Consider the following 21754-nt stretch of genomic DNA (forward strand, 5'->3'; position numbering starts at 1 on the left):
CCGGACGGTCAGTCGAACCCGTTCGCCGCCGTCCTCGCCGGAGCGGTCGTCGCGTCGATCCACGCCGCGAAGAACGCGTCCAGATCCTGCCCCGAACGCTCGGCGGCGAAGGCGCGGAACTGCTCCAGCGAGCGGGGGCCCTCCTGCTGCGCCCAGGCGCGGAACACGGGGAAGAACACCTCGTCGCCGAGCCGGTTCCGCAGCGCCTGCATGGCCATCGGCCCGCGGACGTACACGACCGTGAAGAGTCGTTCGACGCCCGGATCGGCCAGGCTCACCTGCCACGCCCCGAAGCGCCGGTAGGTGCGCTCGAAGGTGTCGCCGGCCGAGACGCCGCCGACCCGCTCCGCGTAGACCCACGTCGCGAAGGACGCCATGGCCTCGTTGTCGAAGATGTCGTCCCACCGTGCCAGCGTCACCGTGTTGCCGACCCACATGTGCGCCATCTCGTGGACGATCGTGTCGGTGTCGACCGAGCGTGCGTTGTACACCGGGCGCCCGGCCGTCTCCAGCGCCCCGAACCACATCCCGGCCGACGGGACGACGCCGCCGATGTCCGCCAGTGGATACGGGCCCAGGAACTCCTCCAGGGAGCGCACGATCTCGCCGGTGCCGCGCAGGGTGGCCAGCATCTGCGTGCGTTGCCGCGCGGCGATCTGCGTGCTCACGGCGTACACGTAGGGCCAGTCGCCGTCGGTGCCGGTGACCATCTCGAAGGACCCCATGGAGAGGAACACCGCATACGTCGGCACGGGTCGGCGCTGCTCGTAACGCCAGGTGTCCCGGGCAGGGTCGTCGTCGGCCGTCCCGACCAGCCGCCCCACACTGAACGCCTCCATCCCGGCTGGGACGGTGACGGTCACGTCGAACGCCGCAGGGTCGCTCGGATGGTCGTTCGACGGGAACCAGACGGGGGCCGACGCGGGTTCTCCGGCCGCCGTCCACTCCTCTCCGTTGACCAGCCACACGGTGTCGTCGGCCGCCGCCGGGTCGCCACCGTAGGTGACGGCCACCGTGAACTCGGCGCCCCCGGCGATGGGCTCGGCGGGAGTGAAGCGGACGTCGCGCTCCCCCGGTTCCTGCGTGAAGTCCGCGGGCTCGCCGTTGACGAGGACGGCGCTGACGGGAAGCAGCAGGTCGAAGGACAGCGAGGTCCAGGCGCTGCCCGCGGCCGCCCTGGCGGTCATGACCGTCGTCCCGCTGAGCCGCTCGGTGCCCGGATCCCAGGCCACGTCGATGTCGTAGGCGAGGGCGTCGTACCCGGTCGCTCCCGCCGCGGGGTCGTAGTCGTCGCCGACGCCGTCGGCGCCCTTCGCGAGGGGGAGCGGCGTCCTGGTCGGCGTGGTCGTTCGCGGCGCCTCCGGTGAAGCCGGGGATCCGTCGGGCGGCCGCGACCGCCAGGCGAGGATCCCCGTGCCCGCGATGCACAGCGCGACCAGTCCGATGAGGACGATCCACAGGACGCGGCGCGGCGGATCACCGTTCGACATGCACCAAGGATCGCAGGCGGTGGTCCAGTTGCCAGCCCACGAAGGACGCGACGAGGTCGCTGGCCTGCCGCTGCACGATATCGGGGACCGCGCGGGTCGAGACCCAGTCGCCGTCGCGGAGCGCGAGCAGGTAGGGCATCGTCCGACTGCGCGGGACCGCCGAGCCGGGCGGGCGGCACTGGCGGCAGACCGCGCCTCCGGCGGTCGCGGAGAACGCCTCGTGGGGGCCTGGCGCACCGCACGCGGCGCAGGTGTCGAGGCTCGCTCCGTAGCCTGCGAGCGCGACGGCGCGCAGCAGGTACGAGTCCATGATCATGCCGGCCGGCCGGGGACCGTCGGGTGTCCCTGTGGTCAGGGTCCGCAGCGCGCCGACCAGGAGCAGGTGCTGGCGCAACGCGGGCTGGTGGTCCTCCCCGACGACCCGGTCGGCGGTCTCGGTCATCACCTGGGCGGTGGTGAACAGCCGGTAGTCGGCACGCATCGGCTCGGAGAAGGGGTGGAGCGTCACGGCCTGCGTGATCGTGTCGAGGGTGCGGCCGGAGGCGATCTCCAGGTCGACGTGGGAGCACGGCTCGAGGCGTCCGCCGAACTTGGACGACACCCGGCGTACCCCCCGCGCGACGGCCCGCACCTTGCCGTGCAGCCGCGTCAGGAGCGTGACGATGCGATCGGCCTCGCCCAGCTTGTGGGTACGAAGGACGATGGCCTCGTCGCGATAGGTCGGCACCGGTCCATTGTCTCCCGCCACGTCCGCCGGTGCCACGCCACGCCGCGCCGTCGGCGACAGGACAGGCCACGTCGTGCGGTCGTGCGGAGTCGGCCGGGCCGCGAGCGGCCGGGGTCGGGGCATCGCGAGGAGCGGGCAGGAGCATCGCTCCCGTGGACGCAATAGGCTCGAGGCGTGACTCGACCGCCGACACCGCATCCCAGCGGCGCGCGCCCTCCGGTGCTGCCCGCCGACCTCGTCCCGCAGCACGTCGCGCTCGTCATGGACGGCAACGGACGCTGGGCGAAGGCCCGCAACCTGCCCCGCACCAAAGGGCACGAAGCAGGCGAGACGTCCCTGTTCGACGTGATCGAGGGCGCGATCGAGATCGGCGTGAAATACCTGTCCGCCTATGCGTTCTCGACCGAGAACTGGCGCCGGTCCCCCGCCGAGGTGACCTGGCTCATGGGCTTCAATCGCGACGTCATCCACCGCCGCCGAGACCAGCTCGACGACCTCGGCGTGCGGGTGCGATGGGCGGGCCGACGGCCCCGGCTGTGGAAGTCCGTCATCTCCGAGCTGGAGACCGCCGAGAGCCAGAGCCGGGACAACAGCGTCCTGACGCTGCAGTTCTGCGTCAACTACGGCGGCCGAGCCGAGATCGTGGACGCCGCGCGGGCGATCGCCGCCGCCGCGCAGCGCGGCGAGCTCGACCCTGCGCGACTCACCGAGGATCGCTTCCGGCGGTTCCTCGACGAACCCGACATCCCCGACGTCGACCTGTTCGTCCGGTCGTCGGGCGAGCAGCGGACGTCCAACTTCCTGATCTGGCAGTCCGCCTACGCCGAGCTGGTGTTCCTGGACCGGCTGTGGCCCGACTTCGACCGGCGCGACCTGTGGCGGGCGATCGAGATCTACGCACACCGCGACCGGCGCTTCGGCGGAGCGATCCCGAACGAGGTCACGCCACCGCGCTGAGTCCGTGTGCCGGATGGGTGAGCCCGTCGACGACGGAGGGTGAGCCCGTCGACGACGGAGGGTGAGCCCGTCGACGACGGAGGGTGAGCCTGTCGACGACGGTGGGTGAGCCTGTCGAAGCCACCCGCGAGTCACGCCCACGTCCTTTCGACAAGCTCAAGGACCGGTGGGACAAGTTCAGGTCCTTTCGACAAGCTCAAGGACCGGTGGGACACAAGCTCAAGGACCGGTGGGACACAAGCTCAAGGACCGGTGGGACACAAGCTCAAGGACCGGTGACCGATCGAGCTAGTCGGCCCCGAGATCGAAGCTGGAGCGCTCTTGGGCGCCCTCGATCAGCGGCTCGTCCACGCTCTTGTCGGGCCGGGCCTCGATCTGGGCCGCCTTGCCCGCCTCGACGTGCCCCACGAGTTCGCTGACCTCGCCGGCGATGACGCCGATGGCCGAGTACTGCTCGAGCCGGGTGCGCGAATCGGCGATGTCGAGATTGCGCATGGTGAGCTGACCGACCCGGTCCTCAGGGCCGAATGCCGCATCGCCGACCCGCTCCATCGACAGCCGCTCGGGCTGGTAGCTGAGCGAAGGCCCGGACGTGCTCTGGATCGAGTAGTCCTCGCCGCGCCGCAACCGGACGACGACCTCCCCGGTGACCGCCGACCCGACCCACCGCTGCAACGACTCGCGGATCATCAACGACTGCGGATCCAGCCAGCGCCCCTCGTACAGCAGCCGTCCGAGCTTGCGGCCCTCGGAGTGGTACGCCGCGATCGTGTCCTCGTTGTGGATGGCGCTGACCAGCCGCTCGTAGCCGATCTGCAGCAGCGCCATACCGGGCGCCTCGTAGATGCCGCGCGACTTCGCCTCGATGATGCGGTTCTCGATCTGGTCGGTCGTCCCCAGCCCGTGCCGGCCGCCGATCTCGTTGGCCTTGCGGACGAGATCGACCGGCGACTCGAAGGTCTCCTCGTTGATCGCCACCGGGCGTCCTTGCTCGAACCGCAGCGACACGTCCTCGGTGTCGATCCGCACCTCGGGACGCCAGGACGCGACGCCCATGATCGGCTCGACGATGTCGACCCCCTGCGTGAGGAGTTCGAGCTCCTTCGCCTCGTGGGTGGCGCCCCAGATGTTGGCGTCGGTGCTGTACGCCTTCTCGGCGGAGTCGCGGTACGGCAGACCGCGCTCGGCCAGCCACGCCGACATCTCGGCGCGACCGCCCAGCTCGCGCACGAAGTCCGGGTCGAGCCATGGCTTGTAGATGCGCAACTGCGGGTTGGCGAGCAGACCGTAGCGGTAGAAGCGCTCGATGTCGTTGCCCTTGTAGGTGGAGCCGTCGCCCCACACGTTCACGTCGTCGGACTGCATGGCCCGCACAAGGTACGTCCCCGTGACCGCGCGCCCGAGCGGCGTCGTGTTGAAGTAGGTCCGCCCTGCCGAGCGGATGTGGAACGCGCCGCACGTGAGCGCCGCGAGGCCCTCCTCGACCAGCGGCAGCGTGCAGTCCACCAGCCGTGCGATCTCCGCTCCGTACGCGAGCGCCCGTCCCGGCACCGACTCGACATCGGGTTCGTCGTACTGACCGATCACCGCGGTGTACGTGCAGGGGATGGCTTTGTTCTCGCGCATCCAGGCCACGGCGACGGAGGTGTCGAGACCGCCGGAGAAGGCGATCCCCACGCGCTCGCCTTTGGGCAGGGACATCAGGACCTTGGGCATGGACACGATCCTATGGGTGGACGCCCCGGGCCGCTCACCGCCGACACGGTGCGGACGACCGGCGGCCCTCCGGCGCGAGTGTGCGACGGGCCGAAGAGCCCCGGAACGCCGCGGCGGCGGGTGCATCCGCACCCGCCGCCGTCCGTCGTGGCGACATGTTCGCCGTGTCGGTCCTACTTGCCGTCCCTCTTGAACAGCGACGAGATGAGGTCGCGGTTCATCTGGCTGATGACGTCCAGCGGGATCTGCTTGGGGCAGACCGCCGCGCACTCACCGATGTTGGTGCAGTTGCCGAACCCCTCCGCCTCGTGCTGGGCGATCATGCCCTTCACCCGCAGATGACGCTCGGGCTGGCCCTGCGGCAGCATCGCGAGATGGACGATCTTCGCCGAGGTGAACAGCATCGCCGAGCCGTTCGGGCACGCGGCGACGCAGGCTCCGCAGCCGATGCAGGTCGCTGCGTCGAACGCCCGATCGGCGTTCTTCTTGGCGATGGGAGCGGCGTGCGCGTCGGGGGCGGTGCCGGTCGGGGCGGAGATGTACCCGCCGGCCTGGATGATCCGGTCGAACGCCGTCCGGTCGACGACCAGATCCTTGATGACCGGGAAGGGCTCGGCCCGCCACGGTTCGACATCGATCACCGCGCCGTCGGAGAAGCTGCGCATGTGAAGCTGACACGTGGTCGTCACCGACGGGCCGTGGGCCACGCCGTTGATGACCACGCCGCACATGCCGCAGATGCCCTCCCGGCAGTCGTGGTCGAATGCGACGGGCTCCTCGCCCTTGACGGTGAGGTCCTCGTTGAGCATGTCCAGCATCTCGAGGAACGACATGTCCGGTGAGACATCGGCAACCTGGTAGGTGACCATCCGTCCCTGGGCCTCGGCGTTCGGTTGCCGCCAGATGCGAAGTGTGATGTTCACTTGTAACTCCGTTGCTTCAGCTCGATGGACTCGTAGATGAGGGATTCCTTGTGAAGCACGGGTTTCCCACCACTGCCGAACTCCCACGCGGCGACGTAGAGGAACTCGTCGTCGTGGCGCAGCGCCTCGCCGTCCTCGGTCTGCGACTCGGCCCGGAAGTGGCCGCCGCACGACTCGCGCCGATGGAGCGCGTCGATGCACATCAGCTCGCCGAGCTCGAAGAAGTCGGCGACGCGACCCGCACGTTCGAGGGACTGGTTGAAGTCCTCGTTCACGCCGGTCACCAGGACGTTCTCCCAGTACTCGGCCTTCAGGTCACGGATGAGTCCGATCGCCTTCTTCAGGCCCTCGGCGGTCCGCTCCATGCCGCAGTACTCCCACATGATCTGGCCGAGTTCCTTGTGGTACGAGTCGACGGTCCGCGTGCCCTTGATGGACAGCAGCTTGTCGATGCGTCCCTTCACCGAGGCCAACGCCTCCTGCGCGGCCGGGTGCGAGTCGTCGATCTTCTCGAACGGCGCGTCGGCCAGGTAGTCGTTGACCGTGTTCGGCAGCACGAAGTAGCCGTCGGCGAGCCCCTGCATGAGGGCGGACGCACCCAGCCGGTTCGCGCCGTGGTCGGAGAAGTTCGCCTCGCCCGCCACGTACAGGCCCGGGATGGACGATTGCAGGTCGTAGTCGACCCACAGGCCACCCATGGTGTAGTGCACGGCCGGGTAGATGCGCATCGGCAGTTCGTACGGATCCTCGCCGGTGATCTGGAGGTACATGTCGAACAGGTTCCCGTAGCGGGCGGCGACGCCGTCCTTGCCGAGCCGGGAGATCGCGTCCGCGAAGTCCAGGTAGACGCCGCGGCGGACCTGCCGCTCCACACCGTCCTGCCCGACCTCGGTGACGGCGGGGCCGACCCCGCGACCCTCGTCGCACATGTTCTTCGCCTGCCGCGACGCGATGTCGCGGGGGACCAGGTTGCCGAACGCCGGGTAGATCCGCTCCAGGTAGTAGTCGCGGTCCTCCTCGGCGATCTGGCGGGGATCCTTGTCGCAGTCCTCGGCCTTCTTCGGCACCCAGATGCGCCCGTCGTTGCGCAGCGACTCCGACATCAGGGTCAGCTTCGACTGCGTGTCGCCGTGCACCGGGATGCACGTCGGGTGGATCTGCGTGTAGCACGGGTTGGCGAAGTACGCACCCTTGCGGTGTGCCCGCCAGTTGGCGGTCACGTTGCAGCCCATGGCGTTGGTCGACAGGAAGAACAGGTTGCCGTAGCCGCCGGTCGCCAGCACGACGGCGTCGGCGTACCACGTCTCGATCTTGCCGTTGACCATGTTGCGGGTGACGATGCCGCGGGCGCGGCCGTCGGCGACGATCAGTTCGAGCATCTCGTGCCGCGTGTGCATCTTCACCGTGCCGGCCGCCACCTGACGCTCCAGCGCCTGGTACGCGCCGATCAGCAACTGCTGGCCGGTCTGGCCGCGGGCGTAGAACGTGCGCTGCACCTGCACGCCGCCGAAGGAGCGGTTGTCGAGCAGGCCACCGTACTCGCGGGCGAAGGGAACGCCCTGCGCGACGCACTGGTCGATGATGTTCGCACTCACCTCGGCGAGACGATGGACGTTGGTCTCGCGGGCGCGGTAGTCGCCGCCCTTCACCGTGTCGTAGAACAGCCGGTAGACCGAGTCGTTGTCGTTGCGGTAGTTCTTCGCCGCGTTGATGCCGCCCTGGGCGGCGATCGAGTGTGCCCGCCGCGGGCTGTCCTGGTAACAGAAGTTGAGGACGTTGTACCCGGCCTCGCCGAGGGACGCGGCGCCGGCGCCACCGGCGAGCCCCGTCCCGACGATGATGACCGTCATCTTGCGACGGTTCGACGGATTGACCAGCCGCGCCGTGAACTGGCGCTCCGACCACTTCTTGTCGATCGGGCCGGCGGGGGCCTTCGTGTCCGCGACCGGATCGCCCTCGATGTAGTAATCCACTGCGTCGTTCATCGTCATCAGCCTCCGAAGGGTGCCAGGTGCAGGAACACGAACGTCGGCGGGAGCATGAACCCGACGTACAGCAGGATCGCCACGAAGTACGCCAGCCCGTTGAGAACCCGCTCGGCCTTCTTGCTCAGGTTCGCGCCGAGCGTCGTGAAGGCGCTCCAGAACCCGTGCCGCACATGCATGCAGACAGCGATCATGCACACCGCGTAGATCACCCACACCAGCGGGCTGGAGAAGGCGCCGAGGAACATGAGGTACGGCGAGTGCTGGGTCTGCTCCAGGTCATACCCCAGCGGGACCGTCTTCGTCGTGAACTGCAGAATGTGGAAGATGATGAACAGCGCGAGGATGATCCCGCCCCAGCGCATCGTGCGCGCGGAGTACGTCTGGACCTTCCTGGTCACATGCTGGTACTTGGATCCACGCGCCTTCGCCGACCTGTGCCACAGGTAGATCGCCGACCACATATGCAGGACGACGGCCGCGAGAAGGAAAACACGGAAGATCCAGATGAACCAGCCACTGGGCACGAGCGGGTAGAGGATGTCACCCTTGAGCCACTCGGCATAGTGGTTGAATGCCTCCTCGCCCATGAACATCTTCAGATTGCCGTACATGTGCATGAGAAGGAAGCCCACGAGGATGAGGCCGGTCACGGCCATCAGCGCCTTGATGGCTACCGATGACCGCACCGCTCTCTGATGGGTTGTTAGAGTTGTAGTCGCCACACCGACACCATACGGCCTCACGGGTTTTCAGGCCTGGCCCCCCACCAAACTCCTGCAGGATCTCTCGCCGAACGGCCGATCTGCACGTCTTTTCGGTCACGACCGGCCTGTGTACACCTTTCCGGGAGAGGTCGTGCCGAGGAGGGTGCTGACCGTGACCATGGTGTAGCCGGCCTTGTTGAGCGTCGCGATGAGCTTGGGAACGCCCTTCACCGTCGACGAGTGGATGTCGTGCATCAAGATGATGCTGCCCGGCCGGACCTCCGACATGGCCACCGAGGTCAGCTTGTCCGCGGAGCGGTGCTTCCAGTCCAAGGTGTCCACGTCCCAGGTGATGATCGCCATGCCGTTGGCCGCGCACAGCTTCTTGACCGCTGCGTTCATGGCCCCGTACGGCGGCCGGAACAGGGTGATCCGGCGACCGGTCTGCGCCTCCAGGCGCTGCTTGGAACCGGCGATCTGCTTGGTCATCCCCTCCGTGCCCAGCTTGGGCAGCGCCGGATGGCTGATCGAGTGGTCCCCGATCTCCATGTACGGGTTGGCCGCCACGGACGCTGCACCGGAAGGGTTGTTCGCCGCCACGGAGCTGAGGAAGAAGAAGGTCGCGGGGACCCGTGCCGCCGTCAGCGTCTGCACGAGGGACGCCGCCTGGCTTCCCGGACCGTCGTCGAAGGTCAGGGCCACGCAGGCGTGCCTGCTGCAGTCGACCTTCGTCCCCAGCGCGGGCTGGGTGACGGCCCGGCGCGCCGTGCCGTTGGCCGCGCCGGACTTCGACCCGGTAGCCGTGGCCCGGGCGGTCGACGGCTGCGCCGTCCGCGGCGACGCGGAGGACGCAGAACCTGTCGCGGTCGCCGACGCGGATGCCGAGGCGACGGACGCGGAGGAGGCCGCGGCGGACGGCGCTGCCACGGTCGCCGACGCGGCCGGCGTGGCCGTGGACGCGACCGGATCGGCGGTGACCACCGTCGCCGCCCGCGCGCACCCGACCATCGACACGGCGAGCGCGACGACGCTCACGACCGCCACCACGGCATCGGTTCTGGTGCTCACCAGCAACTCCGCTTCCGCCAGGGGGCGGCGCAGTAGACCGCCCCGGTCTGCCAGGTGTTCGGGGACGACAGTTCGGCCACCGGCACGAGCGTGAAGCCCGCCTCGGTGAGTCGCGACACGATCTCGGGGATCGCATCGACGGTCGTCGCATGGATGTCGTGCATGAGGACGATGTCGCCCGCCTCGGCGCCGGTCGCGGAGGCGATCGTCGCCTCTGTGGACTTCGTCTTCCAGTCGAGCGTGTCGATGGTCCACTGCACGAGGACCTGGTTCTGGGCGCCCACGATCTTGTTGATCCGCCGGTTGTGGCTGCCGTACGGCGGTCGCATCATCACCGGCCAGTCGCCGGTGATCTTCTGTAGTGCCACGGCATTGCGTCGCACCTGGTCTTTCGCCGCCTCGTCGCCGGACGCAGGCAGGGCGTTGTGCCGCCAGGTGTGCGAGGCGACCTCGCTGCCGCTCAGCGCGACGGCCTTCACTCCGGCCGGGTCCTCCTCGATCATGGAACCCAGTTGAAAGAAGGTGGCCGCGACACCCGCGTCGGCGAGCGCGGCGACAGCCTCGGCCGTGCGCTCACCCGGGCCGTCGTCGAAGGTCAGCGCGACGCACTTGCGCGACCGGCAGTCGCCGACGACGTCCGCGTCGGGTCGAGACCCCGCCGCCGCGGTCGCCAGCGTCGTCACACCCGGTCCGTCCACGCCCTGCGTGTAGTGGGACGGGTGGGTCGCGGCGCCGAGCGCCTCGTCGCCGAACTCCGACAGCCATTCCTGCGCGACATCCTTGTCGATCGACACCGTGAGAAGGGCGTCGGCGGCGCCTGCCGCACGTCCGGCGAAGGAGACGACCAGATCACCGCTCTCGTCGAAGCCGATCGCCGGGCCGGTGCCCTGCGGCGCGCCCGGCGACCCCAGCGCGGCGGTCGCCGCCGCCTCGTCTCCGCCCTTCGCGCCGACGTCGGCCGCCACGGCCTTCACGAAGGCGTCCCACGAGCCGGGGTCGATCAGCACGGCGCCGGTGGCGACCGTGCGGGCACCTTCCGCGTACCACAGGCTGACCGGTACGACCGCCTCGCCGGCGCTGCCACCCGCGGTGGCGACGGTCAGCACCACGCCGAGCAGGTCGTTCGAGGCTGCGATCGCGTGCCATGTCACGTCGACCGTGCCGCCGGACCTGCCCCGGGCTCGCAGCGCCTTGTTGCGCACGATCTGCGCCGCCAGGTTGAGAGCTGTCGCCCTGGACACCTCCGGCACCGCGGTGGTCACGCCGTCACCCGACAGCGTCGCGTGGGTCAGCCCGCCGATCAGCGACTCGTCGACGACCGCGAACGCCGCCTCACGCGTGGTGGGGGAAGGGGCCGGGGTCACAGGTGCCGTGTCCTGCGCACAGCCGGCCAGCCCGAGTGCGATGGCGATCACCATCGCCGCACGCGACGCCCCAGAACGGAACACGATCTCTCCTTCATGAACCTGTCATGATCCTATGAGATGGGAACGCTGTAGCCGCGCGGCACCACCCGTCAGCCAGAAGGTATTTCGTCATCTCCGGGCGTGTCGGCGCCACATGGCCCGTCGGCAGCGCCCGCTGCCGGCTCCGGATGCGCCTCGTTCACCGCCCGGGTGCGCGCCCGCGCCTGCTCCCGGCGCCACGCGGCGATGGCGGCATGGTGGCCCGACAACAACACCTCGGGGACGTCGAGCCCGCGCCACGAGGCGGGCTTGGTGTAGTTGGGATACTCCAGCAGACTCCAGTCGGCCGAGTGGGACTCCTCGACGAGCGACTGCGGATTCCCGAGCACCCCGGGCAGGAGCCGGACCACCGCCTCGACGATCGCGAGCGCGGCAACCTCTCCCCCGTTCAGCACGTAGTCGCCGAGACTGATCTCGTCGACGGGGAGGATCGTGCGGGCGTACTCGACGACGCGCGCATCGATCCCTTCGTACCGTCCGCAGGCGAGGATGAGATGTGACTCACGCGCCAGCGCGTCGGCCGTCGCCTGCGTGAAGGGCACTCCGGACGGGGTCGGGACGATCAGCCGCGCCCCGGGCCGCGCGAGGTCGTCCAGGGCGAGCCCCCACGGCTCCGGCTTCATGACCATCCCCGCTCCACCGCCGTAGGGCGTGTCGTCGACGGTGCGGTGCCGATCGCTGGTCCACGCGCGCAGATCGTGCACGGCGACGTCGATGATGCCCGTGGCGGCCGCTTTGCCCACCAGCGACAGGTCCAGCGGGGCGAAGTAGTCGGGGAAGATCGTGACGATGTCGAGCCTCATCGCGCCTCCACCGCGGCGTCGTCGAGGAGCCCGGGCAGGTCGACGACCGTGCAGGTCCCTGCCGCGAGGTCGACGTCGGGAACCAGTTCGGCCACGAACGGGACATAGCGGGTCGCATCGCCCACGCGCACGACGAGGAGGTCCTGGGCGGGAGGGTGTTCGACAGCGACGACCGTCCCGATGGTTCGGCCCTCGCGCGTGCGGACCGTGAGTCCCACGAGCTGCCTGTCGTAGAACTCCTCGGGATCGACGGGCGTCAGGTCGGCGGGGACCGCAGCCAGCAGGACGGCACCGCGCAGCTCATCGGCGGCCGTCCGGTCGGCGACGCCGGCGAACCCGACCAGCAGGCTGCCACCGTGGCGCCGGGTTCGCTCCACGGTGAGGACCCGGCCGTCCTCGGTGATCAGCCGCGAACCCGGCGCGAACCGTGTCTCGGGCTCGCTCGTCGCGAGAGCGACGGTGACCTCGCCACCGAGCCCGTGCCCGCGGCCGACTCTGCCGACGATCACCTCGACCTCGTCCACGGACGTCTCCTTCATGCCGAGACGCCCCGAACCGATGGTCCGGGGCGTCGAGGGTCTTCTCAGCGACGGCCGCGCGACCGCCTGTCGACATCGACGAAGTCGACTCGGATCGGACCGCGATCGTTCAGCGCCGCGACCACCGTTCGCAGTGCCGACGCGGTACGTCCCTGTCGTCCGATCACCTTGCCGATGTCGTCGGGGTGGACACGGACCTCCAGCACGCGCTGGTGCCGCCGGTCGGCATCGGTCACGCGCACGTCGTCGGGGTTCCGGACGATGCCCTTGACGAGATGCTCCAACGCCTCGGCGAGAACGGTCACGCGCCCTCGTCCGCGTCGGCCGACGCCTCGGCGTCGGCGGCCTCGGGCTCGGCGGCGGCCGGTGCCTCGTCCTTCTTCGTCGCGGTGAACGCGGCGACGGCGGGGTCGTCGTTCAGGTCGGCCAGGGCGGCGTTGAAGACCGCGGCCTTGTCGGCGCGATCGGGTTGCGGCTCGATGCCGGAGGGGGCGTCGGAGCCGCTGAACTTCTGCCAGTCACCGGAACGGGTGAGCAACGCGACGACCGCCTCGGTCGGCTGCGCGCCGACCGACAGCCAGTACTGGGCGCGCTCGGAGTCGACCTGGATGATCGACGGATCGCTCTTCGGGTGGTACAGCCCGATCTCCTCGATCGCGCGACCGTCGCGCTTGGTGCGGGAGTCCATGACGACGATGCGGTAGTGCGGATCGCGGATCTTGCCGAGCCGCTTCAGACGAATCTTGACAGCCACTTGTGTGGGTTCTCCTGTTGGACTTCAGCCGGGGACGATCCCGGCTCGGTGGACGAGTCTGCACCCGATCGTGGGGAATCGCGCACAAGCTCAGATGGATCTCGACCGCGGGGCGAGAGAGGGCACCCGTTGACGAGACGCGCATCGCATTCTGCCAGATTTCACCCCGCGGGGCGAACCGGTGGGGCCCGGACCCCTGCCCCTGTGCGCCGAACGCTCCGCAACTGCCGGATTCGCGCGAGTTTCCGACAGTTCCGGAGCGTTCGCCGGGGCGTGGTGGACGCATGCCGCGACGGTATCGATGCATGTCAGGATGGCATGGTGTCCGACGTGCACTCCCACCTGACCACCTGGCCGGCCGCCGAACGGCCGGAGTTGCTCGCACCGGCGGTGGCAGCCGCTCTGACGTATGTTCTTGGCGCCCGCGTGTTCGAGATCGACCCGGCGCTCGCCGACACCGCCGCGATGTGCGCCGCCTACGACGTGCCGTTGGACACCTCCGCGAACTGCGTGCTCGTGACGGGACGCCGCGGCGGCGACGAGCGCCACGTCGCGTGCGTGGCGCTCGCCACGACCCGCGTCGACGTCAACACGTTCGTTCGCAAACGGCTCGACGTGCGCAAGGCGTCCTTCAGCGCGATGGAGTTCGCGGTGTCGGCCAGCGGCATGGAGTACGGGGGGATCACGCCGATCGGCCTGCCCGCGGGCTGGCCCGTCTGGATCGACGCCGCCGTGGCCGCGACCGCCGAGGTCATCGTGGGCTCCGGCATCCGCGGATCGAAGATCCTGCTGCCCGGAGCCGATCTCGCACTGCTGCCCGGTGCGGAGGTGCTCGAGGGGCTCGCCGTTCCCGTGCTGCGCTGAGCTCAGGCCTGCGACCGGTTGTAGTCCGGGCGCGCCATCCGGAACACATCGCCCAGGGTCGCCCACTCGTCCACGCCCAGCTTCGACAGGGGCCGCAGATCCTGCGGCCGCGGATGGGGTCCTTCGGGGTGGTTCTCCTCGATCACGTCCGCGTCGATGACCCAGCCGAGAACCTCGCCCACGACGAAGTGACCGTCGCCGAACTCCACGATCTGATGCAGGCGGCATTCGAGGGTGCACTGCGCGGACGCCGGCCGGGGAGGCGCGACGAAGACGCTCGGCTCGGCGGCGATGCCGCACTCGACGAACTCGGACCGGTGCGGCGGGAAGTTGCTCGCCGTCTCGTTGACCTGGCCGACATGGCCGGGCGTCGCGACCGTCACCGTGAACTCGCCCGTCTCCCGCACGTTGCGGACGGTGTCCTTCACGCCGAACGAGGTGAAGCCGATCATCGGCGGCCGGCTGGACACGATCGTGAAGGCGCTGTACGGAGCGAGGTTGTCGACGCCTTCGGCCGAACGCGACGACACCCAGCCGATCATGCGGGGAGCGACGGACGCCGTCAGCAGGCGGTACGCACGCTGCGCGGACTGCTCCGCCGCAGGGAACGTGCGCTTGGCTGCCACGGTCACAGGCTAGCCCGAACGCTTCGACCGGTGCCGGGCGCCGTTCATCGTGGACGCCGTCAGAGACCCTGCCGCTTGGTCTTGTCGAACAGCTTCTGCACGTCGGCGGGAAGCTGGAAGTTCTGCATCGCCTCCTGCAGTTCGGCCTGGCTCTGCGGCTGCGGCGCGGCCTGCGCGACCGGAGCCGACGGAACCGCCCCGGCCCGCTTGGCGGGGTTGCCGGACACGCGGGAGCCCTTGCCCTTCTTGCCCTTGCGCTGCTGGGGCGGGGTGCGCTTGCCCATCCCCGGGATCCCCGGCATCCCGGGCATTCCCCCGGCGAGCGACTGCATCATCTTGCGGGCCTCGAAGAACCGGTTCACGAGGTTGTTGACGTCGGCGACGACCGTGCCGGAGCCCGCCGCGATGCGACGGCGCCGCGAGCCGTCCAGGATCTTCGGATTGTCCCGTTCGGCCGGCGTCATCGAATAGATGATGGCCTCGATCCGGTCGATCTCCTTCTCGTCGATGTTCTTCACCTGATCGATCCCGCTCATCCCGGGAAGCATGCCGAACACCTTGGACAACGGGCCCATCCTGCGGACGGCCTGCATCTGCTGCAGGAAGTCCCCCAGCCCGAACTCGCCCTGCCCGCGCAGCAGCTTCTCGGCGGCCTTCGCCGACTGCTCGGCGTCGAACGTCTTCTCCGCCTGCTCGATGAGGGTGAGCATGTCGCCCATGCCGAGGATGCGGCTCGCCATCCGGTCGGGGTGGAAGAGGTCGAAGTCCTTCAGCCCCTCGCCGTTGGAGGCGAACATGATCGGCCTGCCCGTGACCCGGGCGATGGACAGCGCGGCGCCGCCGCGCGCATCGCCGTCGAGCTTGCTGAGGACGACCGCGTCGAATCCGACTCCGTCGGCGAACGCCTGCGCGGTGTTGACGGCGTCCTGGCCGATCATCGCGTCCACGACGAACAGCACCTCGTCCGGACTGGTCGCCTCCTTGATGCGGACGGCCTGGTCCATCAGCTCGGCATCGACGCCCAGCCGGCCTGCAGTGTCGATGACGACGACGTCGTAGAGCTTCTGCCGCGCCTCGGCGACACCCCGGCGGGCCACGTCGACCGGGTCGCCGACCCCGTTCCCCGGCTCGGGGGCGAACACGTGCACGCCGGCGCGCTCGCCCACGACCTGCAACTGCGTGACGGCGTTCGGACGCTGCAGGTCGGAGGCGACGAGCAGCGGCGAATGCCCCTGTTCCTTGAGCCACAGGCCGAGCTTCCCGGCGAGCGTCGTCTTGCCCGCGCCCTGGAGGCCGGCGAGCATGAGGATGGTCGGGGGCCTCTTCGCGAACCGCAACTGTCGTGTCTGGCCGCCCAGCACGGCGACGAGTTCCTCGTTGACGATCTTGATGATCTGCTGCGCCGGGTTGAGAGCCTGGTGCACCTCGGCCCCGCGCGCCCGCTCCTTCAGCGCCGCGACGAAGTCCTTGACGACAGCGAGATTGACGTCGGCCTCGAGCAGGGCGATGCGGATCTCACGCGCCGTCGCGTCGATATCGGCGTCGGTCAGGCGTCCCTTCCCGCGCAGGGAGCGGAAGACGTCGTTCAGCCGGTCGTGCAGGGTGTCGAACACAGAAGCATCCTTCGCAGGTCCACGCGCAACGGGCGTGCGCGCAACTGGGCACCAGCGTACCGGGCGGGATGGACCGGCCGTACGGCGTCGCTACGTTCCGGGCCGGGCCGCTACGCCGGGGCCGCGACGCTACCGGTCCCCCGGTAGCTTCGCGGCCGGAGGGTAGCTACGCGGGGGGTTTCCGCCAGGCCGCAGGACGCGTGGGAGCCGGAGCACGAACTGCGCCCCGGGCCCGTCGGCGTCGACCAGGCGGATCGAACCGCCGTACCGGTCGGCGGTATCCCGCACCAAGGAGAGCCCGATGCCGTGGCCGGAGCGCGCGGCCTCCTCGCTGCCCCGGGCGAACCGGTCGAAGACCCGATCCGGATCGATCCCCCGCACTCCGGGACCGCGGTCGCGGACCGCGATGCGGACATCCCGTCGCCCCGTCTCGATGCTCACCGTGACCTCCGTGCCCGGCGGCGCATGCTTGACGGCGTTGTCGAGCAGGGCGGTCAGCGCGCGCTGGAGGGCGATCGCCGGAAGGGCGACCCGGGCGTCGACCATCCCGGCGACCGTGATCGCGACATCGCGGCTGCGCGCGAGGACGTCCAGCGACTCGACCGTCGCCGTGACGACGTCGACGACCCGCGACGATCCGTGTGTCGTGGGCGCATCCGCCTCGGCGATCGCCAGCAGGTCGGTGACGATCGCGCTGAGGGACTGCGTCTCGCGCCGCAGCGTCTCGACCGTCGCCGCCGTCGGATCCTCCGGCGGCAACCGTCGCTGAAGAAGCTGCAGGCGGGTGTCGAGGACGGCGATGGGCGTGCGCAACTCGTGACCGGCGTCCGAGACGAACCTGCGCTGCAGTCGTAGCGACTCGGCGAGGGGCGCCACGGCTCGCCGGGTCGCCGACCAGCTCGCGAACGCGGCGATGACGACGGCACACCCCCCGATGGCCACGGCGGCGGCGAGCAGATCCGAGACCTCGACCTCGATCGAGCCGCCCGGCTCGCGCGGGGACTCGTGCGCATGGCGCAGCACGAAGACCACCATGGCCGCCAAGGTGATGAGAACCAGGACGCCGGTGGTCACCGCGAGGTAGCCGCCGACGCGACGAGCGGCGGCGCGCACGGCCAGCCGGTCGGGGTCGCGCAGGTCGTCGCTCATGTGAGGCCCAGCCTGTAGCCGCGGCCGCGCACCGTCGTGACGATCTCGGGAACCGTCTTGCGGCGGATGTAGTGGACGTAGGTGTCGACGACTCCGAGGCTGTCGCCGGCGTCGAAGACGCGATGGAGGATCTCCCGTCGTGAGAAGGTCCGGCTCGGGTCCGAGGCGAGCAGCTCCAGCACCTGGCACTCACGCTCGCTGAGGATGATCCGGCCGACGTAGGGAGAGTGGATCGCGCGGCTGCGCGGGAAGAAGTCCCAGTCGCCGATCCGGGTCGGAGAGCCGTCGGTGCCGAACACCCGGCAGATCGCGCGAAGCCGCGCGAGAAGCTCATCCAGGTCGAACGGCTTGACCAGATAGTCGTTGGCGCCGGCATCGAGCCCGTCGACCCGGTCACGGACGGTGCCCAGCGCGGTGAGCACCAGGACCGGCGTCGCCACACCCGTACGCCGCAGCGAGGCCACCAGGTCGATACCGTCTCCGTCGGGCAGCCGCCGGTCGATGACGAGGACGTCGAACTCCGCGCGCGCCGTCTCGGCCGCTCCGCCCGCGAGGCTCGTGGCGAGCATCACGTCATAGTCGTCCTCCAACGCCTCGCACAGCAAGGGTCCGAGATCGGGATCGTCCTCCACCAGCAGCAGACGGTCCCTGCGATCGGCGACAGGCGCGTTCACGGTGCCGGCTCCGCGGAAACGATGGCGACCACGACCGGAGCGTACGTCGTCGCCGGGCGGCGTAGGGTGCGAATGCGTGAGGGCCCCGGCCGTCCGGGTGACGAGGCGCCACCGCGGACCGCGGCCGACGCCGGGCGACCGGCCGGGTCCGGCCGTCGGCGAGAAGAGGCAGGATGTGGGTGGCATATGCGATCGGCTCGGCGGTGTTCGCCGGGCTGACCGCGATCCTGGCCAAGATCGGCATCCGCCACACGCCGTCGAACCTGGCGACCGCGATCCGCACCGTGGTCGTGCTCGCCTTCGCCTGGCTCGTCGTCTTCCTGGTCGGGTCCCAGAACACGATCACCGACCTCTCCGGCACCACCGTGGCCTTCCTCGTGGCGTCGGGACTGGCCACGGGCGCGTCCTGGCTGTGCTACTTCCGGGCGCTGCACCTGGCCGATGTGAACCAGGTCGCGCCGGTCGACAAGTCCAGCATCGTCCTGACCGTGCTGTTCGCCATCGTGCTGCTCGGCGAGACCGAGAGCCTTCCGACGCGGCTGGCCGGGATCTGCCTCATCGGCGTCGGGACCTTCCTCATGATCGAGCGGCGTGCGGCCGCCCGCGGAGCGCAGTCCTGGAGCTGGCTGCTGTTCGCCATCGGCTCGGCCGTGTTCGCCGCTCTCACGTCCGTGCTGGGCAAGGTGGGCATCTCCGGAGTCGAGTCCAACCTCGGCACCGCCATCCGGACCGGGGTGGTCCTCGTCATGGCGTGGATCGTCGTCCTCGTCTCCGGGGAGCACCGCCTGCTGCGCACCGTCCCCCGCCGGGAGCTGCTGTTCATCGCCGGCTCCGGCGTCGCGACCGGCGCGTCGTGGCTGTGCTACTTCCGGGCGTTGCAGGACGGCCCGGCGAGCGTCGTCGTCCCGATCGACAAGCTGAGCATCGTGCTCACCGTCGCGTTCGCGACCCTGATCCTGCACGAGCCGCTCCCCCGCCGAGCAGCGTTCGGGCTCGTGCTCATCGTCGCGGGCACACTGCTGATGCTGGTGTGACGTCTCCGGCGATCCGCGCCGGGGCGACGCCTGTCGGCGCATCCGCGGCCCTCACGCCGCACCGGGGCCGGCTCGTCGTGCCCGCAGTCGGCGCAGGAGCGCGGTGAGGACCACCGGGACGACCGACACCAGCACGATCCCCACCGTCAGCAGTTCCACGTTACGGGCGACCCACGGGATGTCGCCGAGGTAGTACCCGGCCACGGCGAGCCCTCCGGCCCACAGGCACCCACCGATCGCGTTCCAGAGGCTGAACGTGAGACGACCGATCGACGAGATCCCGGCCGCGGGAGCCAGGAAGGTGCGGACGATCGGGACGAAGCGGGCCATGACGATCGCCGCCGTGCCGTGGCGTGCGAAGAACGCGTCCGCCTCGTCCAGATACCGCTGCCGGAAGATCCGGGCGTCAGGCCGGAACAGTCCTCGTCCGCGGCGGCGCCCGATGGCGAAGCCGACCTCGCCGCCCAGAACGGCCGCGGCGGCGGCCACTCCCGCGATGGACGGCCAGGGCACGTCCAGGTGCGTGGCGAGCAGCGCCGCGGCGAAGACGAGGCTGTCTCCCGGCAGGAACGGGAACAGCAGCCCGTTCTCGACAAAGACGATGACCGCGATCAGGGCGAGAGCGAACGGGCCCGCGGCGACGAGCAACGAGGTGACATCCATGCCGCCATGGTCACTGTCCGTGTCCAAGAAACCTCTCAGCATCGACGGCGAGCACGCGGCCTCGGCCGGGAGTCATCGCGCCGGTACACCGGTTCGCCGCCACGCTCACGACCGGCGCCAGCAGCATCGACGCGACGACATCGCTCGGGTAGTGGACGCCGAGCCGGACGCGGGACCATGCCGTCACCAGGACGATCACGACGCCGACCACGATCGCCACCCGGCGCGTGCGGCCCGGCGCCAGCGCCAGGATCACGGCGCAGCACAGCGCCGCGGCGAAGGCCGTGTGCCCGCTCGGGAAGCTGAAGCTCTCCGGGGTCGCCACCGGCCCACTCGCGAACAGGGAGCCGGGACGGGGGCGGCGCACGACGAGCTTCACGGCCTCGGCCACGGCCCACGGCACCGCGATCCACGTCGCGACCGCCAGGCCGCGACGCACCGACCGTCCGCGAACGGCGACCCGGACCACGACCAGGAGTATCAGCGCCACGGCCCCGAGCGGGCCGAACGCGACGTCGACGCCCACGGCGACGGCGTCGAGCCACGGCGCTCCGAATCGCCCGACGGCGGCGATCGCCTGCGCCTCGGCGTCCGACCATGCCGGGGTCGCCACGATCAGGAACCCGGCGAGGAGGACCGCGCCGACCACGACGAACGCCGAGACCAGTGCCGGAAAGAGAGTGCGCGAGTACCCAACCGAGGACATCCCAGCAGCATCGCGGGCGCGTTCCAAGAATCCCCTCAGACTCCACGGGCGCGGACAGTGCCCGGGCGGACCGGTCAGTCGGTGGCGAGCAGGGCGTCCACGAAGCCCTCTGCATCGAAGGGGGCCAGGTCGTCGACCCCCTCGCCGAGGCCGACGAGCTTGACCGGGACCCCGAGCTCGTTCTGGACCGAGATGACGATGCCGCCCTTCGCGGAGCCGTCGAGCTTGCTGAGGACGATTCCGGTCACGTCCACGACCTCGGCGAAGATCCGCGCCTGGGTGAGGCCGTTCTGACCGGTCGTCGCGTCGATGACGAGCAGGACCTCGGTCACGGGGGCCTGCTTCTCGATGACCCGCTTGATCTTGCCGAGCTCGTCCATCAGACCGGTCTTCGTGTGCAGCCGGCCGGCCGTGTCGATGACGGCCACGTCGGCACCGTCGGCCTTCGCCCGACCCACGGCCTCGAACGCGACGCTGGCCGGGTCGGACCCCTCGGGGCCGCGCACCGTCGGCACGCCGACCCGACTCCCCCACGTCTCCAACTGGTCGGCGGCCGCGGCACGGAAGGTGTCCGCCGCACCCAACACGACCGACTTCTCCTCCGCGACGAGGACGCGAGCGAGCTTTCCGATCGTGGTCGTCTTGCCCGTGCCGTTGACGCCCACGACCATGACGACGCCCGGTTCCCCGTCGGCGCCCTCGGTGCGGAGGCCGCGATCCATGCCGGGACGGACGAGCTCCAGCAGCTCCTCGCGGAGCACCCCTCGGGCCGTGGCCGGGTCGGACACGCCGTCGACGGCGAGGCGTCCCCGCAGCCTCTCGACGAGGGTGGTGGTCGTCGTGACGCCCAGGTCGGACGTGATGAGGGTCGCCTCGAACTCGTCCCAGGTGTCCTCGTCGATGCGGTCCCGCGCCAACAGGGTCGCGAGCCCGCGGGCCAGGGCGTTGTTGCTCGACGCGAGGCGCCGCCGGAGACGGGCCATCCGCGTTCCCGGCGCCTCGGGCGCCTCCGGCCCTGCGGGGGGCTCGACGATCTGCGCGTCGACCGCCTCCACCTCGGCCCGGGGCTCCTCGGTCTCCACGACCTCGGCATCGACCGGCTCCGCAGAGGGAAGCTCCTCGGGCGCCCCGCCGGGCAGCTCCCGCTGCCTGCCGACGATGATGGTGATGGTCGCGGCGATGACCGCCAGGAGCAGACCGCCGATGACGATCCACATGATGATGTCGTCCACGGCGCTCAGTGTAGAGGCGTGCTCAGGGGCGCCCGGCCATGGCCAGGATCACGGGGCC

22 protein-coding genes are annotated in these 21754 nt (G+C 70.0%); 3 read left to right on the forward strand and 19 right to left on the reverse strand.

From position 1 onward, the window contains the following. Positions 1–8 precede the first annotated feature (8 nt). Both G555_RS0114310 and recO read right to left on the reverse strand, forming a co-directional pair. Complete coding sequence (locus G555_RS0114310; RefSeq protein ID WP_028709394.1) at positions 9–1490, reverse strand: M1 family metallopeptidase; 1482 nt, start codon at positions 1488–1490, stop codon at positions 9–11. Continuing rightward, positions 1477–2217 carry a DNA repair protein RecO gene (gene recO, locus G555_RS0114315; RefSeq protein ID WP_028709395.1) on the reverse strand — a complete coding sequence of 247 codons (741 nt, stop codon included), beginning with the start codon at positions 2215–2217 and terminating at the stop codon, positions 1477–1479. The genes G555_RS0114310 and recO overlap by 14 nt, the downstream gene beginning before the upstream one ends. 174 nt (positions 2218–2391) lie before the next feature. On the opposite strand from recO, the gene G555_RS0114320 reads away from it, so the two are divergent. After that, on the forward strand, positions 2392–3174 hold the full coding sequence (locus G555_RS0114320) for an isoprenyl transferase (protein ID WP_028709396.1): 783 nt from the start codon (positions 2392–2394) through the stop codon (positions 3172–3174). A 288-nt stretch (positions 3175–3462) separates the two neighbouring features. Here the strand turns inward: G555_RS0114320 and argG are convergent, their stop codons facing one another. From argG to rpsP, 10 genes are all read right to left on the reverse strand, one after another. Further along, positions 3463–4890 (reverse strand): argininosuccinate synthase, encoded by a 1428-nt coding sequence (gene argG, locus G555_RS0114325; protein WP_028709397.1) that lies wholly within the window; start codon positions 4888–4890, stop codon positions 3463–3465. A gap of 173 nt (positions 4891–5063) precedes the next feature. Next, positions 5064–5813: a succinate dehydrogenase/fumarate reductase iron-sulfur subunit gene (locus tag G555_RS0114330; protein ID WP_028709398.1), complete on the reverse strand. Its 750-nt coding sequence runs from the start codon at positions 5811–5813 to the stop codon at positions 5064–5066. Next, positions 5810–7798: a fumarate reductase/succinate dehydrogenase flavoprotein subunit gene (locus G555_RS0114335; protein ID WP_028709399.1), complete on the reverse strand. Its 1989-nt coding sequence runs from the start codon at positions 7796–7798 to the stop codon at positions 5810–5812. The genes G555_RS0114330 and G555_RS0114335 overlap by 4 nt, the downstream gene beginning before the upstream one ends. A 5-nt stretch (positions 7799–7803) precedes the next feature. Beyond that, on the reverse strand, positions 7804–8457 hold the full coding sequence (locus G555_RS0114340; RefSeq protein ID WP_028709400.1) for a succinate dehydrogenase cytochrome b subunit: 654 nt from the start codon (positions 8455–8457) through the stop codon (positions 7804–7806). A 162-nt stretch (positions 8458–8619) separates the two neighbouring features. Beyond that, complete coding sequence (locus tag G555_RS20220) at positions 8620–9573, reverse strand: polysaccharide deacetylase family protein (RefSeq protein ID WP_084635290.1); 954 nt, start codon at positions 9571–9573, stop codon at positions 8620–8622. Then, entirely contained in the window at positions 9570–11021 is a 1452-nt protein-coding gene (locus G555_RS21455; protein WP_028709401.1) for a polysaccharide deacetylase family protein, read from the reverse strand. The genes G555_RS20220 and G555_RS21455 overlap by 4 nt, the downstream gene beginning before the upstream one ends. Positions 11022–11089: 68 nt before the next feature. Further along, a complete protein-coding gene (trmD, locus tag G555_RS0114355; protein WP_028709402.1) occupies positions 11090–11842 on the reverse strand; it encodes a tRNA (guanosine(37)-N1)-methyltransferase TrmD in 753 nt (250 codons plus the stop codon). After that, complete coding sequence (gene rimM / locus G555_RS0114360) at positions 11839–12366, reverse strand: ribosome maturation factor RimM (protein WP_425413851.1); 528 nt, start codon at positions 12364–12366, stop codon at positions 11839–11841. The genes trmD and rimM overlap by 4 nt, the downstream gene beginning before the upstream one ends. A 59-nt stretch (positions 12367–12425) precedes the next feature. Further along, a complete protein-coding gene (locus tag G555_RS0114365) occupies positions 12426–12686 on the reverse strand; it encodes an RNA-binding protein (RefSeq protein ID WP_028709404.1) in 261 nt (86 codons plus the stop codon). Beyond that, on the reverse strand, positions 12683–13135 hold the full coding sequence (gene rpsP, locus G555_RS0114370) for a 30S ribosomal protein S16 (protein WP_028709405.1): 453 nt from the start codon (positions 13133–13135) through the stop codon (positions 12683–12685). The genes G555_RS0114365 and rpsP overlap by 4 nt, the downstream gene beginning before the upstream one ends. A 318-nt stretch (positions 13136–13453) precedes the next feature. Between rpsP and G555_RS0114375 the strand changes: the two genes are divergently transcribed. After that, positions 13454–13999, forward strand: a complete 546-nt coding sequence (locus G555_RS0114375) for a YbaK/EbsC family protein (RefSeq protein ID WP_028709406.1) — start codon at positions 13454–13456, stop codon at positions 13997–13999. A gap of 2 nt (positions 14000–14001) precedes the next feature. Here G555_RS0114375 and G555_RS0114380 read toward each other — a convergent pair whose 3' ends face one another. The 4 genes from G555_RS0114380 to G555_RS0114395 all read right to left on the reverse strand — a co-directional run bounded on the left by G555_RS0114380 (position 14002) and on the right by G555_RS0114395 (position 18061). Next, the gene (locus tag G555_RS0114380; RefSeq protein WP_036923326.1) at positions 14002–14625 is read right to left on the reverse strand and encodes a flavin reductase family protein; all 624 of its coding nucleotides are present in this window, start codon (positions 14623–14625) and stop codon (positions 14002–14004) included. A 59-nt stretch (positions 14626–14684) separates the two neighbouring features. Beyond that, a complete protein-coding gene (gene ffh / locus G555_RS0114385; protein WP_028709408.1) occupies positions 14685–16238 on the reverse strand; it encodes a signal recognition particle protein in 1554 nt (517 codons plus the stop codon). 129 nt (positions 16239–16367) lie between these two features. Then, positions 16368–17387 (reverse strand): sensor histidine kinase, encoded by a 1020-nt coding sequence (locus G555_RS20230; protein ID WP_051209295.1) that lies wholly within the window; start codon positions 17385–17387, stop codon positions 16368–16370. Further along, positions 17384–18061, reverse strand: a complete 678-nt coding sequence (locus tag G555_RS0114395; RefSeq protein WP_028709409.1) for a response regulator transcription factor — start codon at positions 18059–18061, stop codon at positions 17384–17386. The genes G555_RS20230 and G555_RS0114395 overlap by 4 nt, the downstream gene beginning before the upstream one ends. Before the next feature lie 179 nt (positions 18062–18240). Here G555_RS0114395 and G555_RS23125 point away from each other — a divergent pair, with 179 nt between their 5' ends. After that, a complete protein-coding gene (locus tag G555_RS23125; RefSeq protein ID WP_245581287.1) occupies positions 18241–19095 on the forward strand; it encodes an EamA family transporter in 855 nt (284 codons plus the stop codon). 51 nt (positions 19096–19146) lie between these two features. Here the strand turns inward: G555_RS23125 and G555_RS0114405 are convergent, their stop codons facing one another. The 3 genes from G555_RS0114405 to ftsY form a co-directional block, all read right to left on the reverse strand. Then, positions 19147–19758 carry a VTT domain-containing protein gene (locus tag G555_RS0114405; protein WP_036923166.1) on the reverse strand — a complete coding sequence of 204 codons (612 nt, stop codon included), beginning with the start codon at positions 19756–19758 and terminating at the stop codon, positions 19147–19149. 10 nt (positions 19759–19768) lie between these two features. Further along, the gene (locus G555_RS21460; RefSeq protein WP_051209299.1) at positions 19769–20464 is read right to left on the reverse strand and encodes a phosphatase PAP2 family protein; all 696 of its coding nucleotides are present in this window, start codon (positions 20462–20464) and stop codon (positions 19769–19771) included. A 74-nt stretch (positions 20465–20538) separates the two neighbouring features. Continuing rightward, entirely contained in the window at positions 20539–21681 is a 1143-nt protein-coding gene (gene ftsY / locus G555_RS0114415) for a signal recognition particle-docking protein FtsY (RefSeq protein ID WP_156887602.1), read from the reverse strand. Positions 21682–21754 lie beyond the last annotated feature (73 nt).

Origin of the sequence: Propionicicella superfundia DSM 22317 (assembly GCF_000423465.1) — a bacterium.
Taxonomy (GTDB): domain Bacteria; phylum Actinomycetota; class Actinomycetes; order Propionibacteriales; family Propionibacteriaceae; genus Propionicicella; species Propionicicella superfundia.